The sequence below is a fragment of the Streptomyces sp. genome, assembly GCF_050698815.1.
Taxonomy (GTDB): Bacteria; Actinomycetota; Actinomycetes; order Streptomycetales; family Streptomycetaceae; genus Streptomyces.
The window spans coordinates 1-12,602 of sequence record NZ_JBOHCV010000769.1 but is presented as its reverse complement, the minus strand read 5'-3'; the positions used below and the strand labels follow the sequence as shown (position 1 = coordinate 12,602).

13 protein-coding genes are annotated in these 12,602 nt (G+C 71.4%); 6 read left to right on the top strand and 7 right to left on the bottom strand.

The window, feature by feature from the left end; genetic code table 11:
- The first annotated feature begins 140 nt into the window (after window positions 1-140).
- The 3 genes from ACRDP3_RS27595 to hutI are packed head-to-tail and all read left to right on the top strand — an operon-like array spanning window position 141 to window position 3,919.
- A complete protein-coding gene (locus tag ACRDP3_RS27595; protein ID WP_431519744.1) occupies window positions 141-1,325 on the top strand; it encodes an allantoate amidohydrolase in 1,185 nt (394 codons plus the stop codon).
- Window positions 1,322-2,683: a formimidoylglutamate deiminase gene (locus tag ACRDP3_RS27590; protein ID WP_431519743.1), complete on the top strand. Its 1,362-nt coding sequence runs from the start codon at window positions 1,322-1,324 to the stop codon at window positions 2,681-2,683. Before ACRDP3_RS27595 ends, ACRDP3_RS27590 begins: the two co-directional genes overlap by 4 nt.
- Window positions 2,684-2,743: 60 nt before the next feature.
- A complete protein-coding gene (gene hutI / locus ACRDP3_RS27585; RefSeq protein ID WP_431519742.1) occupies window positions 2,744-3,919 on the top strand; it encodes an imidazolonepropionase in 1,176 nt (391 codons plus the stop codon).
- Window positions 3,920-3,941: 22 nt separating this feature from the next.
- Here the strand turns inward: hutI and ACRDP3_RS27580 are convergent, their stop codons facing one another.
- Together ACRDP3_RS27580 and ACRDP3_RS27575 are read right to left on the bottom strand one after the other, a co-directional pair.
- Window positions 3,942-4,391 (bottom strand): nitroreductase family deazaflavin-dependent oxidoreductase, encoded by a 450-nt coding sequence (locus ACRDP3_RS27580; protein ID WP_431519741.1) that lies wholly within the window; start codon window positions 4,389-4,391, stop codon window positions 3,942-3,944.
- Between the two features lie 153 nt (window positions 4,392-4,544).
- Entirely contained in the window at window positions 4,545-5,489 is a 945-nt protein-coding gene (locus tag ACRDP3_RS27575) for an RNA polymerase sigma factor SigF (protein ID WP_431519740.1), read from the bottom strand.
- A 253-nt stretch (window positions 5,490-5,742) separates the two neighbouring features.
- Between ACRDP3_RS27575 and ACRDP3_RS27570 the strand changes: the two genes are divergently transcribed.
- Together ACRDP3_RS27570 and ACRDP3_RS27565 are read left to right on the top strand one after the other, a co-directional pair.
- Window positions 5,743-6,123, top strand: coding sequence for an STAS domain-containing protein (locus ACRDP3_RS27570; RefSeq protein WP_431519739.1), 381 nt, complete (start codon window positions 5,743-5,745; stop codon window positions 6,121-6,123).
- Window positions 6,124-6,318: 195 nt separating this feature from the next.
- Window positions 6,319-6,990, top strand: coding sequence for an ATP-binding protein (locus ACRDP3_RS27565; protein WP_431519738.1), 672 nt, complete (start codon window positions 6,319-6,321; stop codon window positions 6,988-6,990).
- Between the two features lie 37 nt (window positions 6,991-7,027).
- Here ACRDP3_RS27565 and ACRDP3_RS27560 read toward each other — a convergent pair whose 3' ends face one another.
- The 3 genes from ACRDP3_RS27560 to ACRDP3_RS27550 are packed head-to-tail and all read right to left on the bottom strand — an operon-like array spanning window position 7,028 to window position 9,956.
- Window positions 7,028-8,230: a dipeptidase gene (locus ACRDP3_RS27560; RefSeq protein ID WP_431519737.1), complete on the bottom strand. Its 1,203-nt coding sequence runs from the start codon at window positions 8,228-8,230 to the stop codon at window positions 7,028-7,030.
- Window positions 8,230-8,769 carry a 5-(carboxyamino)imidazole ribonucleotide mutase gene (gene purE / locus ACRDP3_RS27555; protein ID WP_431519736.1) on the bottom strand — a complete coding sequence of 180 codons (540 nt, stop codon included), beginning with the start codon at window positions 8,767-8,769 and terminating at the stop codon, window positions 8,230-8,232. Before purE ends, ACRDP3_RS27560 begins: the two co-directional genes overlap by 1 nt.
- Window positions 8,766-9,956 (bottom strand): 5-(carboxyamino)imidazole ribonucleotide synthase, encoded by a 1,191-nt coding sequence (locus ACRDP3_RS27550; protein ID WP_431519745.1) that lies wholly within the window; start codon window positions 9,954-9,956, stop codon window positions 8,766-8,768. The genes purE and ACRDP3_RS27550 overlap by 4 nt, the downstream gene beginning before the upstream one ends.
- Window positions 9,957-10,196: 240 nt before the next feature.
- On the opposite strand from ACRDP3_RS27550, the gene ACRDP3_RS27545 reads away from it, so the two are divergent.
- Window positions 10,197-10,778 carry a GtrA family protein gene (locus ACRDP3_RS27545; RefSeq protein ID WP_431519735.1) on the top strand — a complete coding sequence of 194 codons (582 nt, stop codon included), beginning with the start codon at window positions 10,197-10,199 and terminating at the stop codon, window positions 10,776-10,778.
- On the opposite strand, the gene ACRDP3_RS27540 is transcribed toward ACRDP3_RS27545, so the two are convergent.
- Window positions 10,683-11,975, bottom strand: a complete 1,293-nt coding sequence (locus tag ACRDP3_RS27540; protein ID WP_431519734.1) for an ATP-binding protein — start codon at window positions 11,973-11,975, stop codon at window positions 10,683-10,685. The two genes, ACRDP3_RS27545 and ACRDP3_RS27540, sit on opposite strands and share 96 nt — an antisense overlap.
- A gap of 7 nt (window positions 11,976-11,982) precedes the next feature.
- Window positions 11,983-12,602: response regulator transcription factor (locus tag ACRDP3_RS27535; RefSeq protein ID WP_431519733.1), on the bottom strand; the 620-nt coding region annotated here is incomplete at its 5' end.

Here is a 12,602-nt window from a genome sequence, read left to right as displayed (position 1 = left end):
GATCCACTCGCCAGCGGCGAGGAACCAGCCGACGACGGCAATCAGCGTGAGGGCTGAACGGTTCCGGTGCTCATGGGATGATCCCCCTGTAAGTCACTTGGGCTTAGAGGAGCAACATCAACGTTTTAGCGTTCGAGCGGTTGTGGTCGTCGATAGCAGAGATCGGGCGGGATCCGATCACCGGAGGCTACCGCCGGTTCGCCTGGACGGAGGCGGATCTGAGGATGCGCGAGTGGTTCAGCGGCGAGTGCGCGAGCCGCGGTCTGGACCTGATCGAGGACCGGATGAGCAACCAGTGGGCCTGGTGGGGTGATCCCGACGGCTCCGCCGCCGGTGGTGTCGTCACCGGCTCTCATCTGGACAGCGTGCCGGACGGCGGCGCCTTCGACGGGCCGCTCGGCGTCGTCTCCGCCTTCGCCGCCCTCGACCTGCTGCGGGAGCGGGGGCGCGCGCCCGGCAGGCCGCTCGGCATCGTCAACTTCGGTGACGAGGAGGGCGCCCGGTTCGGGCTGGCGTGTGTGGGGTCCCGGCTCAGCGCGGGGGAGCTGAGCCGGGAGCAGGCGCACGCGTTGCGGGACGGTGAGGGACTCACGCTGCCGCGGGCCATGGAGCGGGCCGGGCACGACCCGGACGCGATCGGGCCCGATCCCGAGCGTCTCGCGCGGATCGGTGCCTTCGTCGAACTGCACATCGAGCAGGGGCGGGCACTTGAGTCCGCTGTCGGCGTCGCCTCCGCGATCTGGCCGCACGGGCGCTGGCGGTTCGACTTCCACGGCGAGGCCAACCACGCGGGCACGACGCGGCTGGAAGACCGCCGTGATCCGATGCTGGCCTACGCCGGGACCGTGCTCGCGGCGCGTGCCGAGGCCCGGGACCGGGGTGCGCTGGCGACCTTCGGGAAGGTCGCGGTGGAGCCCAACGGCGTCAACGCCATTCCTTCGCTCGTACGGGGCTGGCTCGACTCCCGCGCCGCCGACGAGGACACCCTCGCCGCCGTCGTCGCCGGGATCGAGCGGGCCGCCGTCGCGCGGGGGCGCGAGGAGGGTGTGGAGGTGCGGGTCAGCCGTGAATCCCGTACTCCCGTGGTGGAGTTCGCGCACGGCCTGCGGGACCGGATCGCGGGGCTGCTGGGCGGCGCGCCACTGCTGCCCACCGGCGCGGGACACGACGCGGGTGTTTTGTCCGCCTCGGTCCCCACGGCCATGCTGTACGTACGGAACCCGACCGGCGTCTCGCACTCACCCGCCGAGTTCGCGGAGGAGGACGACTGCGTGGCCGGGGTGAGCGCACTCGCCGACGTACTGGAAGGGCTGGCCTGCCAGTGACATCCCCCGAGCGCGTCTTCTGGTGCGAGTGTGCCTGGCTCAACGGAACCGTCGAGCAGGGCGTCGTCATCGAGACCGGCGCCGACGGCCGTATCGCCGGGGTGCGCACGGACATCGAAGCACCCCCGCGGGGCGCCGAGGTGCTGTCCGGACTCACCCTGCCGGGCCTGGCCAACGCCCATTCGCACGCCTTCCACCGGGCGCTGCGGGGCACCGTGCAGGTGGGCTCGGGCACCTTCTGGACGTGGCGGGACACGATGTACCGGGTCGCGTCCGGACTCACGCCCGACTCCTACTTCGCGCTCGCCCGCGCCGTCTACGCGGAGATGGCCCTCGCGGGCATCACCTGCGTCGGCGAGTTCCACTACCTGCACCACGCGCCCGGCGGCGCACGCTACGACGACCCCAACGCCATGGGTCACGCGCTCATCGCGGCGGCGGGCGAGGCCGGCATCCGCATCACCCTCCTCGACACGGCCTATCTCGCGTCCGGGCTCGGGCGCCGGGGCCGCGGCGAACCGCCCGGTCAGCAGCAGCTCCGCTTCTCCGACGGCACCGCCGAGGCGTGGGCGGAGCGGGCCGACGGGCTGCGGGCGGACGGGGAGCACGTACGTACCGGGGCCGCCGTCCACTCCGTACGGGCCGTGCCCGCACGGGAGTTCGGGCCCGTCGTGGAGTGGGCCGCGCAGCGGTCGGCGCCGCTGCACGTGCACCTGTCCGAACAGACCGCCGAGAACGACGCCTGCCGGGAGGCACACGGCTGCACCCCCACCCGGCTGCTCGCCGAACACGGGGTGCTCGGGCGCCGTACGACAGCCGTGCACGCCACGCACCTCTCCGGTGAGGACATCAAGCTGCTCGGCTCCGCCGCCTCGGGGGTGTGCATGTGCCCGACCACCGAACGGGACCTCGCCGACGGCATCGGCCCGGCCCCCCGGCTGCAGCGCGCGGGCGCCACGCTGTCGCTGGGCAGCGACAGCCACGCCGTCATCGACATGCTCGAGGAGGCGCGGGCGCTGGAGCTGGACGAACGGCTGCGCACCCGCACCCGCGGCCACTGGACCGCCGCCCAGCTGCTGCGCGCCGCCACCGAGGACGGCCACGCGGCGCTGGGCTGGCCCGAGGCGGGCCGGCTGGAGGCGGGCGCGCTGGCCGACTTCACCACCGTCGCGCTGGACTCGGTGCGCACGGTGGGCGCGCTGCCGCGGATGGCAGGGGAGACGGCCGTCTTCGCGGCGACGGCGGCGGACGTCCGCCACACGGTCGTCGCCGGCCGGCACGTGGTGCGGGACGGCCGGCACGCGTACGTACCCGACGTCGCCGGGGCGCTGGCCGACGCGATCGGTGCGCTGCACTAGCCGCGACAGCCGTGGCCCGGTGCCCGGCGAAGCAGGAAGCGATCACGGAGGACGCCACACATGAGCAGCACCCTTGTCACGAACATCCGCAGCCTCGTCACCAACGACCCCGCTCTCGGTACGGGGCCGCTGGGGATTCTGGAGGGGGCCGCCGTGGTTCTCGACGGCGACCGGGTCGGGTGGGTGGGGCCCTCGGCACAGGCGCCCGCCACCGATGAGGTCTACGACGCGGACGGCCGCGCGGCCCTCCCCGGCTTCGTCGACTCCCACTCCCACCTGCTCTTCGGCGGCGACCGCACCGATGAGTTCCATGCCCGGATGTCCGGCCGCCCCTACACCGCGGGCGGTATCCGCACCACGGTCGCCGCGACCCGGGAGGCGAGCGACGAAGAGCTGGGCCGCAACCTGGCCCGCTATCTCGCCGAGGCCCGCCGCCAGGGCACCACCACCCTGGAGACCAAGTCCGGCTACGGCCTCACCCCCGAGCAGGAGGCCCGCGCCCTGCGGGTGGCCGCCGCGCACACCGATGAGGTCACCTACATGGGCGCCCACATCGTCGCCCCCGAGTACGCCGACGACCCCGCCGGCTACGTCGACCTCGTCACCGGACCGATGCTGGAAGCCTGCGCGCCGCACGCCCGCTGGATCGACGTCTTCTGCGAGCGGGGTGCCTTCGACGGCGACCAGGCGCGCGCCATCCTCACCGCGGGGCGCGAGCGGGGGCTGACCCCGCGCATCCACGCCAACCAGCTCTCCCACGGTCCCGGTGTCCAGCTCGCCGTCGAACTGGGGGCCGCCTCCGCCGACCACTGCACCCACCTCGGCGACGCCGACGTGGACGCCCTGAGCCAGACCGCCGACACGGTCGCCACGCTGCTTCCGGGATGCGAGTTCTCCACCCGTGCCGTGTATCCCGACGCCCGCCGGCTGCTCGACGCGGGCGCCACGGTCGCGCTGTCCACCGACTGCAACCCCGGTTCGTCCTTCACCTCGTCGATGCCCTTCTGCGTCGCGATCGCCGTACGCGAGATGGGGATGACCCCGGACGAGGCCGTCTGGTCCGCGACCGCGGGCGGCGCACGCGCGCTGCGCCGCACCGACATCGGCCGCGTCACGCCGGGCGGCTACGCCGACCTGGCCCTGCTGGACGCCCCGTCCCACGTTCACCTCGCGTACCGCCCGGGCGTCCCGCTGGTGACGGAGGTGTGGCGGCGTGGCGTGCCCCTCCGCCCATGAGGCCCGCCCTGGCCGCCGGCGGTCAGTCGCCGGTGCGGTGCAGGCGGACCACCGGGATGTCGCGGTCGGTCTTCTTCTGGTACGTGGCGTACTGCGGGAAGAGCTCCACGAGCCCCGGCCACACCCGCCGCTTGTCCGCCGCGGACAGCGGCTCCGCGTGTGCGGCGAAGCGTTCGGGTCCGACCCGCAGCCGCACCTCCGGCTTCTCCACCAAGTTCAGGTACCAGGCGGGATGGGCGGGGGCACCGCCGTTGGAGGCGACGACCAGATAGTCCTCGCCGTCGCGGCCGTAGATGAGCACCGTGCGCCGCCAGGTGCCGCTGCGCCTGCCCTGGTAGTCCAGCAACAGGCAGGGAGCACCCATCACGGTGGTGCCCGAGGTGCCGCCGGACTCCTCGTACAGCCTGGCCTGTTGGGCCACCCAGCCGGTCGGGCTGACGACTACCCGATCGCTGCCGCCGCTGTGCCCCATGGTGCTGCTCCTGTCTGTGCGGGTCCGTGTGTGGGTGCCGGAGTGCCCAGGAGACACCGTCCGCATACACGTAGTGGGCCGCTCCGGTACTCCTCGACCGGAACGGCCCACCCACGTACGTGCGTCACCTCGCGTGCGTCACGTCATGTCACGTCACTCGTCGATCATCAGACCCTTGCGCAGCTTGTTCAGGGTGCGCGAGAGCAGCCGGGACACGTGCATCTGGGAGATGCCCAGCTCCTCGCCGATCTCGCTCTGCGTCATGTTGGCGACGAACCGGAGGGAGAGGATCGTGCGGTCGCGAGCCGGGAGTTCGGCGATCAGGGGCTTGAGGGACTCGACGTACTCGATGCCCTCCAGGCAGTGGTCCTCGTACCCGATCCGGTCCGCGAGGGCGCCCTCGGTGTCGTCCTCCTCAGGCTGCGCGTCGAGCGAGCTGGCCGTGTAGGCGTTGCTCGCCGCCATGCCTTCGAGGACCTCTTCGGTGGTGATGCTCAGCCGGGCGGCCAGTTCCTCCACGGTCGGGGCGCGGTCGAGGCGCTGGGCGAGCTCGTCGCCCGCCTTGGCCAGGTCCAGGCGCAGCTCCTGCAGCCGGCGCGGGACGCGCACGGACCACGAGGTGTCGCGGAAGAAGCGCTTGATCTCGCCGACGATGGTCGGCATGGCGAAGGTCGGGAACTCGACCCCGCGGTCGGGCTCGAACCGGTCTATCGCCTTGATCAGGCCGATGGTGCCGACCTGGACGATGTCCTCCATGGGCTCACTGCGGGAGCGGAAGCGTGAGGCCGCGAACTTGACCAGGGCGAGGTTGAGTTCGACCAGCGTGTTGCGTACGTACGCGAACTCGTGGGTGCCTTCGCCGAGCGTCTCCAGGCGTCTGAAGAGGGTCTTGGACAGCGCCCGCGCGTCGACCGGGCCCACCTCGTGGTAGGGCGGGATCTCAGGGAGCTGGAGCTGGTCGAGGAGCTCTTCGGCCAGCTCCGGGCCGGTGGATTCCGGCATCTCGTCCGTGCTCTCGCCGGTGCTGGAGTGCTCCGGAGCGGCCGGATCCGCCGGATCCGTGGTGTCCGGTATCCCGTGACCGAGTTGGGGTGACATGGTGTCCTCCGTCGTTCCGGCATATGGCTGCCGAAGCCGTGACGTGCACTGGGAAGTGCGGCGCCTCCAAAGCCGACGCGTTTCTGTGTTTCTATACGCCTACCTGCTCAGGCACAGGGATGGCAAGTGCTTAATGTCCGAATTTGCCCCAATGTGTGGGTTGTTCGGCTACCGGTAGTGTCGCTCAAGGCGTAGGGTTCAGACGGTTTGACGGGGGCAGAAGAGACGGTTTCGGCGAGCAAAAGGGGTGTGCATGGACCGCGGGATGCCCGGGAGTACGAGCCGGGGTCGGCTGACGGTCGACGTCCGGTACCAGGGGAGCAGCGCCGTCGTGACCCCTGAGGGTGAGCTCGATCACCACACCGCGGATCTGCTGTCCGAACCGCTGGAGCAGAGCGTCACGGACGGTTACAGCCGTCTGGTCGTGGACTGCTCACGGCTGGAGTTCTGCGACTCCACGGGACTGAACGTGCTGCTCGGGGCCCGGCTGAAGGCCGAGGCCGCCGGGGGAGCGGTACATCTGGCGGGGATGCTGCCGGTGGTCGCCCGGGTCTTCGAGATCACCGGTGCCGGTGCCGTCTTCACCGTCCACGACGACCTCGACGCCGCGCTGGCGAACGTCGCGGAGGCCTGAGCCGGGAGCACCGCCTGTGTCCGGAGGACTACGCGAGAGTTACGCGTGTCACACCAGTCCGATCCCGTCAGTGGGTGTTCCGGCGGATCCGCAGGGCAGGAGATCCCCTGGATCGGTAAGACTCGGGATGCTGCTCGCTGAACGGGGCACGCGGCGACGAGAGGCACAATCGGTGATCGGTGAGGTGAACCACTGATGAGCACCACCCGGCCGCATCCGGCGGACGACTGCGGCCCGGAGCCCGAGGGCGCCGCGGGGACCGCGGGCGCCCTCCGGGCCGGGGCAGCCGGGGCTGTCACCGGCACGCAGAGCGCTGTGACCGGCTCGCCCGAGGCAGTGACCGGCTCGCCCGAGGCAGTGACCGGCTCGCCCGAGGCGGCCGATGCCTCCAGCGCAGCCGTGCCCCCTGTTCAGTCCGTGCAGACCGCACCGGGAGAGGGCGGGAAGGGACATCCGATGCGCCAGGTGCGCAGGCTGCGGCTCGTCGGCGTCAGTGGCGCTGTACCCCGCGCCCGTGACTTCGTCCGGCAGGCTCTGCAGGACTGGGAGTGGCTGCCAGCCGCCACCGGTGACCAGCGGGCCGCCGCCGAGGACGTCCTGCTGGTCGTCTCCGAGCTGGTGACGAACGCGTGCCTGCACGCCGACGGCCCCGAAGAGCTGCGCGTGGGCAGCGGCTCCAAGGTGCTGCGCCTGGAGATCGTCGACCAGGGGAGCGGCGCACCCGCTCCTCGTAATCCCCATCGCCCCGGGCGCCCCGGCGGACACGGCATGTTCATCATTCAGCGGCTGTGTCTGGACTGGGGTGTGGTGCGCAACCCCGAGGGCATGGGCAAGACGGTCTGGGCGGAGCTGGCGGCACCGGGCTGAACCGCCCGCCCACCCGTGCGGCCGGCCGGGCGGCCGGTCAGCCGTCCAGCGCGCCGATCGTCGCGACGGACGGGCCGCGCCGCTCGCACAGCTCCCGGGACACCGATTCCGCGTCCCGCAGCACCCGCACCGCGTTCCGCCACGTCAGCTTGGCCAGGTCCGCCTCCGACCAGCGCCGCCCCAGCAGTTCGGCGATGAGGTGCGGATAGCCGGCCACGTCCGCCAGCTGTTCCGGTACGAACGCGGTGCCGTCGAAGTCGCCGCCGATGCCGAGATGGTCGATACCCGCCACCTCGCGCATGTGGTCGAGGTGGTCGGCGACCGTGGCGGCGTTCGCGAGCGGGCGCGGGTGCGCCTCCTCGTACGCGCGGTGCACCCGCATGCCCTCCTCGCTGGAGTCCAGCGGGTGCAGGCCGTGCGCGCTCATGTTCTCATCGGCGGCCCGCGTCCAGGCGATGGCCGCCGGCAGGACGAACTTCGGTACGAACGTGGCCATCGCCACCCCGCCGTTGCCCGGCAGCAACTCCAGCACGTCGTCGGGGATGTTGCGCGGGTGGTCACAGACCGCTCGCGCCGACGAGTGCGAGAAGAGCACCGGCGCCTCGGTCACCCGCAGCGCGTCCCGCATGGTCGACGCCGCGACGTGGGAGAGGTCGACGAGCATCCCGGCCCGGTTCATCTCCCGCACGACCTCGCGGCCGAACCGGCTGAGGCCGCCGTGCCGTGGCTCGTCGGTCGCCGAATCCGCCCAGTCGATGGTGTCGTTGTGCGTCAGCGTCATGTACCGCACGCCCAGTTCGTGCATTGCGCGCAGCGTGGCCAGTGAGTTGTTGATGGAGTGGCCGCCCTCGGCGCCCATCAGCGAGGCGATGCGGCCCTCGGCGCGCGCCGACTCCAGCTCGTCGGCGGTGGCGACAAGGCGCAGGTCGGCGGGGTAGCGGGCGGCCAACTGCCGTACCACGTCGATCTGTTCCAGGCAGGCGCTGACCGCGCTGTCGCCGGTCAGGTCGGACCGTACGTACACCGACCAGAACTGCCCGCCCACGCCGCCCGCGCGCAGCCTGGGAATGTCGGTGTGCAGATGGGCCGACTGGTCCTGGGCGATGTCGCGGCGGTCCAGGTCGTAGGCCACCTGCTCGCGCAGCGCCCACGGCAGGTCGTTGTGCCCGTCCACCACCGGGTGTGCGGCGAGCAGTTCACGCGCCCGTGCCAGTAAGCCGGCGTCCGACGTCACGGTCATCACTTGCCCCCGAATCCGAATCCTGCCCTGCCGGAGGAGACCTTACTGCGCAGCCGGCGGCCCTTCTCGGTCGCCTCTTCGTTCAGCTCTTCCTGGAACCGCCGCATCCGCTCCTGCAGTTCGGCGTCGTGTGCCGCGAGCATCCGCACGGCCAGCAGGCCCGCGTTCCGCGCGCCGCCCACCGAGACCGTCGCGACCGGCACCCCGGCCGGCATCTGCACGATGGAGAGCAGCGAGTCCATGCCGTCCAGATACTTCAGCGGCACCGGTACGCCGATCACCGGCAGCGGTGTCACCGCGGCCAGCATGCCGGGCAGGTGAGCGGCACCGCCCGCGCCCGCGATGATCGCCCGCAGTCCGCGCCCGGCCGCCTCCTCGCCGTAGCCGACCATCTCGCGCGGCATCCGGTGTGCGGAGAGGACATCGGCCTCGTAGGGCACCTCGAACTCGTCGAGCGCCTTGGCCGCGTCCTCCATGACGGGCCAGTCGGAGTCGGAGCCCATCACGAGGCCGACGAGCGGGCTGCTGTCAGTCGTCATTCGGTGATCGTTCCTCGCAGGTATCCGGCGGCGTGGGCGGCGCGTGCGCGTACGTCGGCCAGGTCGTCGCCGTAGGTGTTGACGTGGCCGACCTTGCGGCCGGGCTTCACGTCCTTGCCGTACATGTGGATCTTCAACTGCGGGTCACGGGCCATGCAGTGCAGATAAGCGGCGTACATGTCCGGGTAGTCGCCGCCGAGTACGTTCGCCATCACGGTCCACTTCGCGCGCGGGCGCGGATCACCGAGCGGGAGGTCGAGCACGGCCCGCAGATGGTTGGCGAACTGCGAGGTGACCGCGCCGTCCTGGGTCCAGTGGCCGGAGTTGTGCGGGCGCATCGCCAGCTCGTTGACCAGCACCCGCCCGTCCCGGGTCTCGAACAGCTCCACCGCCAGATGCCCGACGACGTCCAGCTCCCGCGCGATGCTCAGCGCCAGCTCCTGTGCCCGCACCGCGGTGTCCGGCGGGAGGCCGGGGGCGGGGGCGATCACGGTGTCGCAGACGCCGCCGACCTGGATCGACTCCACCACCGGGTAGGCGACGGCCTGGTCGTGCGGGGAACGCACCACATTGGCGGCCAGCTCCCGTGCGAAGTCGACCTTCTCCTCCGCCAGCACCGGCACCCCTGCCCGGAAGGGTTCGGCGGCCTCGGCGGTGTCGCGTACGACCCAGACGCCCTTGCCGTCGTAGCCGCCCCGCACGGTCTTGAGCACCACGGGTACGGGGAGAGCCGATCCGGTGCCGACCGGCTCCGCCGCGGAATCGGCTGCTGTCAGTTCCGCCGCGAAAGCGTCTGCTGTCAGTTCCGCCGCGAAAGCGGCGACGTCGGCGGGATCGCGCACGATGCGGTGCCGCGGGCACGGCACGCCGATGCCGTCGAGCCGGGCCCGCATGACGCCCTTGTCCTGCGCGTGCACGAGCGCGGCGGGGCCGGGCCGAACGGGAATGCCGTCCGCCTCCAGCGCGCGCAGGTGCTCGGTCGGTACGTGCTCGTGGTCGAAGGTGAGCACATCGCAGCCCCGGGCGAAGTCACGCAGGGTGCCGAGATCGCGGTGATCACCCACGACGACCTCGGGCACCACCAGCGCAGCGGAATCCTGCGGGGTGTCCGAGAGGAGCTTGAATCTGATGCCGAGGGGGATGCCCGCCTCGTGGGTCATACGGGCGAGCTGGCCACCGCCGACCATGCCGACTACCGGGAATGTCACAAGCCCAGCGTATCCGCACACCTTCGCCGCCCGAACCGCACCGGTCCGCCGGTACCATCCGTAGCGGATTGACGAGTACCTGACGAGTGCACCCGGCCCCGACCAGGCCGGGCAGCAGCGGTCGCTCTGACCCGGCGACCGCACTGCGGAAGGTGAGCCCGCTGGTTAGCATGTTGCGGGGGACGGACAACGGCGACCGGAACGGGGCACAGCGAAACTATGGGTGAATCGCGCGCATCGCGCTCACTGCGCTCACCGCCTTCATCACGGGGGCTGCGGGGGCTGTGGGGGCTTCGCTCCCGCCTTCGCCGACTCGCTCGCGAGGCCGCCAAGTTCGGGGCCGTCGGCGCGGTCGGATTCCTGGTCAATGTGGCGGTTTTCAACCTGTGCATCCACACGTTCCAGTTGGCTCCGATCCGTTCCGGTGTGATGTCCCAGGTCGTCGCGATCGGCACCAACTATCTGGGCAACCGTTACTGGACGTACCGGCACACCGACAAGCGCCGTCTCCATCGCGAGACGATGCTTTTCTTCTTCTTCAGCGGCATCGCCCTGGTGATCGAGAACGCGGTGCTCGCGGTCTCCCACTACGGCCTGGACTACACCTCGCCGCTCGCCGACAACATCGCGAAGAACGTGGTCGGTCTGGGCATCGGCACCGTCTTCCGCTTCTGGTCCTACCGCACGTGGGTCTTCCGGGCGGGTTCAGGGGGCCGGATCTTCGGCCGCGGCGGTGGCGCGGCCCGCGACAGCCTCACGGCTGAGGAAAAGGGCGAACACGGGCGGGTACTGCTGAAGTAGCTCCAGCCGTCCGCCGTCCGCCTCCGCCAGATCGCGGGCGACGGCGAGACCGAGGCCGGTGGAATTGCGGCCGCTGACGGTCCGCTCGAAGACCCGTGAGCCCAGTTCGGGGTCGACACCGGGACCCTCGTCCGTCACCTCGACCACGATCTGGTTGCCGGTGACGCGGGTACGCAGGGCGACCGTACCGGCGCCGTGCATCAGGGAGTTCTCGATCAGCGTCGCCAGCACCTGGGCGACCGCTCCCGGGGTGCCCACGGCCCGCAGCCCGGGCCGGCCGGAACGTACGATCGCCCGCCCCTCGTTCCGGCAGGCCGGCTTCCACTCCCCGACCTGCTGCTTGACCACCTCGTCCAGGTCGAACCCGAGGGCCGAACCGGAGCGCGGATCACGCGAGTTGGTCAGCAGCCGCTGGACCACCGCGGTCAGCCGCTCCACCTGGCCCAGCGCGATCGTCGCCTCCTCCTTGACGGTGTCCCGGTCCTCGGGGTCGTCGGTGCCGGCGGTGGCGATGATCTCCTCCAGCCGCATCGACAGGGCGGTCAGCGGCGTACGCAACTGGTGCGAGGCGTCTGCGGCCAGCCGCCGTTCCGCCGTCAGCATCCGGCCGATCCGGTCCGCGCTCCCGTCCAGCACATCGGCGACCCGGTCCAGTTCGGGCACGCCGTAGCGCCGGTGGCGTGGGCGCGGATCCCCGGAGCCCAGCCGCTCGGCGGTCTCGGCGAGATCGGTGAGCGGGGCGGTGACCCGATGCGCCTGCCGTACGGCGAGGATCGCGGCGGCGGCGACGGCGAGCAGTGCGACGGCCAGGATGACCAGGAGCGTGCGGCCGACCTCGTCCCGTACCGAGCTGTGCGACAGGCCCACACGGACCTTCTCGCCGTGCGCCCCGGTCCGCGACGCCTGGATCAGCTCGCCGTCCGGGCGGCCGCCCAGCGTGATGGGGCGCTGCCCGGGCACCTCGATCCGGACATAGCGGTTCTTGGGGATCGTGCCGCCCATCCGCTGCGGTGACACCTTCTCGCCCGCGACGATGCGGCTCTCCACCACCGAGACCAGCTGCAGGGCCTCCGACTTGACGCTCTCCCGCGCGCTGTTCTCGATGGTCCGGGACTCGACGATGATCAGCGAAATACCGAAGACGGCGACGACGACGAGCACGACGGCGAGTGTCGACTGAATCAACCGGCGACGCACGTGTGCACTAGCTCTTCTCGAAACGGAACCCGACGCCCCGCACGGTGGCGATGTAGCGCGGGTTGGTGGCGTCGTCGCCGAGCTTCTTGCGGAGCCAGGAGATGTGCATGTCCAGCGTCTTGGTGGACGACCACCAGGTGGTGTCCCAGACCTCGCGCATGAGCTGCTCACGGGTGACCACCCGGCCCGCGTCGCGCACCAGCACCCGCAGCAGGTCGAATTCCTTGGCGGTCAGCTGCAGTTCCTCCTCGTCCATCCAGGCACGGTGCGACTCCACGTCGATCCGGACACCGTGGGTGGCGGGCGGCTGGACCGGCTCCGCCGCCCCGCCGCGCCGCAGCAGCGCCCGTACGCGCGCGAGCAGTTCGGCCAGCCGGAAGGGCTTCGTCACATAGTCGTCCGCGCCCGCGTCCAGGCCGACGACCGTGTCCACCTCGTCGGCACGGGCGGTGAGGACCAGCACGGGGAAGGAGTGCCCCTCGGTGCGCAGCCGACGGCAGACCTCCAGGCCGTCCATGCCCGGGAGGCCGAGGTCCAGGACGACCAGATCGATTCCGAGCCGCAGCCCCGCATCGAGTGCTGTGGGGCCGTCCTCGCGCACCTCGACCTCGTAACCCTCGCGACGCA

What these genes read in the sequence shown, in the direction of transcription:
- ACRDP3_RS27545 (WP_431519735.1), top strand. Translation starts at nt 10,197, where the DNA reads ATGGGTGAATCGCGCGCATCGCGCTCACTGCGCTCACCGCCTTCATCA.
- ACRDP3_RS27580 (WP_431519741.1), bottom strand. Translation starts at nt 4,391, where the DNA reads ATGGGGCACAGCGGCGGCAGCGATCGGGTAGTCGTCAGCCCGACCGGC.
- ACRDP3_RS27560 (WP_431519737.1), bottom strand. Translation starts at nt 8,230, where the DNA reads ATGACCGTGACGTCGGACGCCGGCTTACTGGCACGGGCGCGTGAACTG.
- hutI (WP_431519742.1), top strand. Translation starts at nt 2,744, where the DNA reads ATGAGCAGCACCCTTGTCACGAACATCCGCAGCCTCGTCACCAACGAC.
- ACRDP3_RS27565 (WP_431519738.1), top strand. Translation starts at nt 6,319, where the DNA reads ATGAGCACCACCCGGCCGCATCCGGCGGACGACTGCGGCCCGGAGCCC.
- ACRDP3_RS27575 (WP_431519740.1), bottom strand. Translation starts at nt 5,489, where the DNA reads ATGTCACCCCAACTCGGTCACGGGATACCGGACACCACGGATCCGGCG.
- ACRDP3_RS27570 (WP_431519739.1), top strand. Translation starts at nt 5,743, where the DNA reads ATGGACCGCGGGATGCCCGGGAGTACGAGCCGGGGTCGGCTGACGGTC.
- purE (WP_431519736.1), bottom strand. Translation starts at nt 8,769, where the DNA reads ATGACGACTGACAGCAGCCCGCTCGTCGGCCTCGTGATGGGCTCCGAC.
- ACRDP3_RS27550 (WP_431519745.1), bottom strand. Translation starts at nt 9,956, where the DNA reads ATGGTCGGCGGTGGCCAGCTCGCCCGTATGACCCACGAGGCGGGCATC.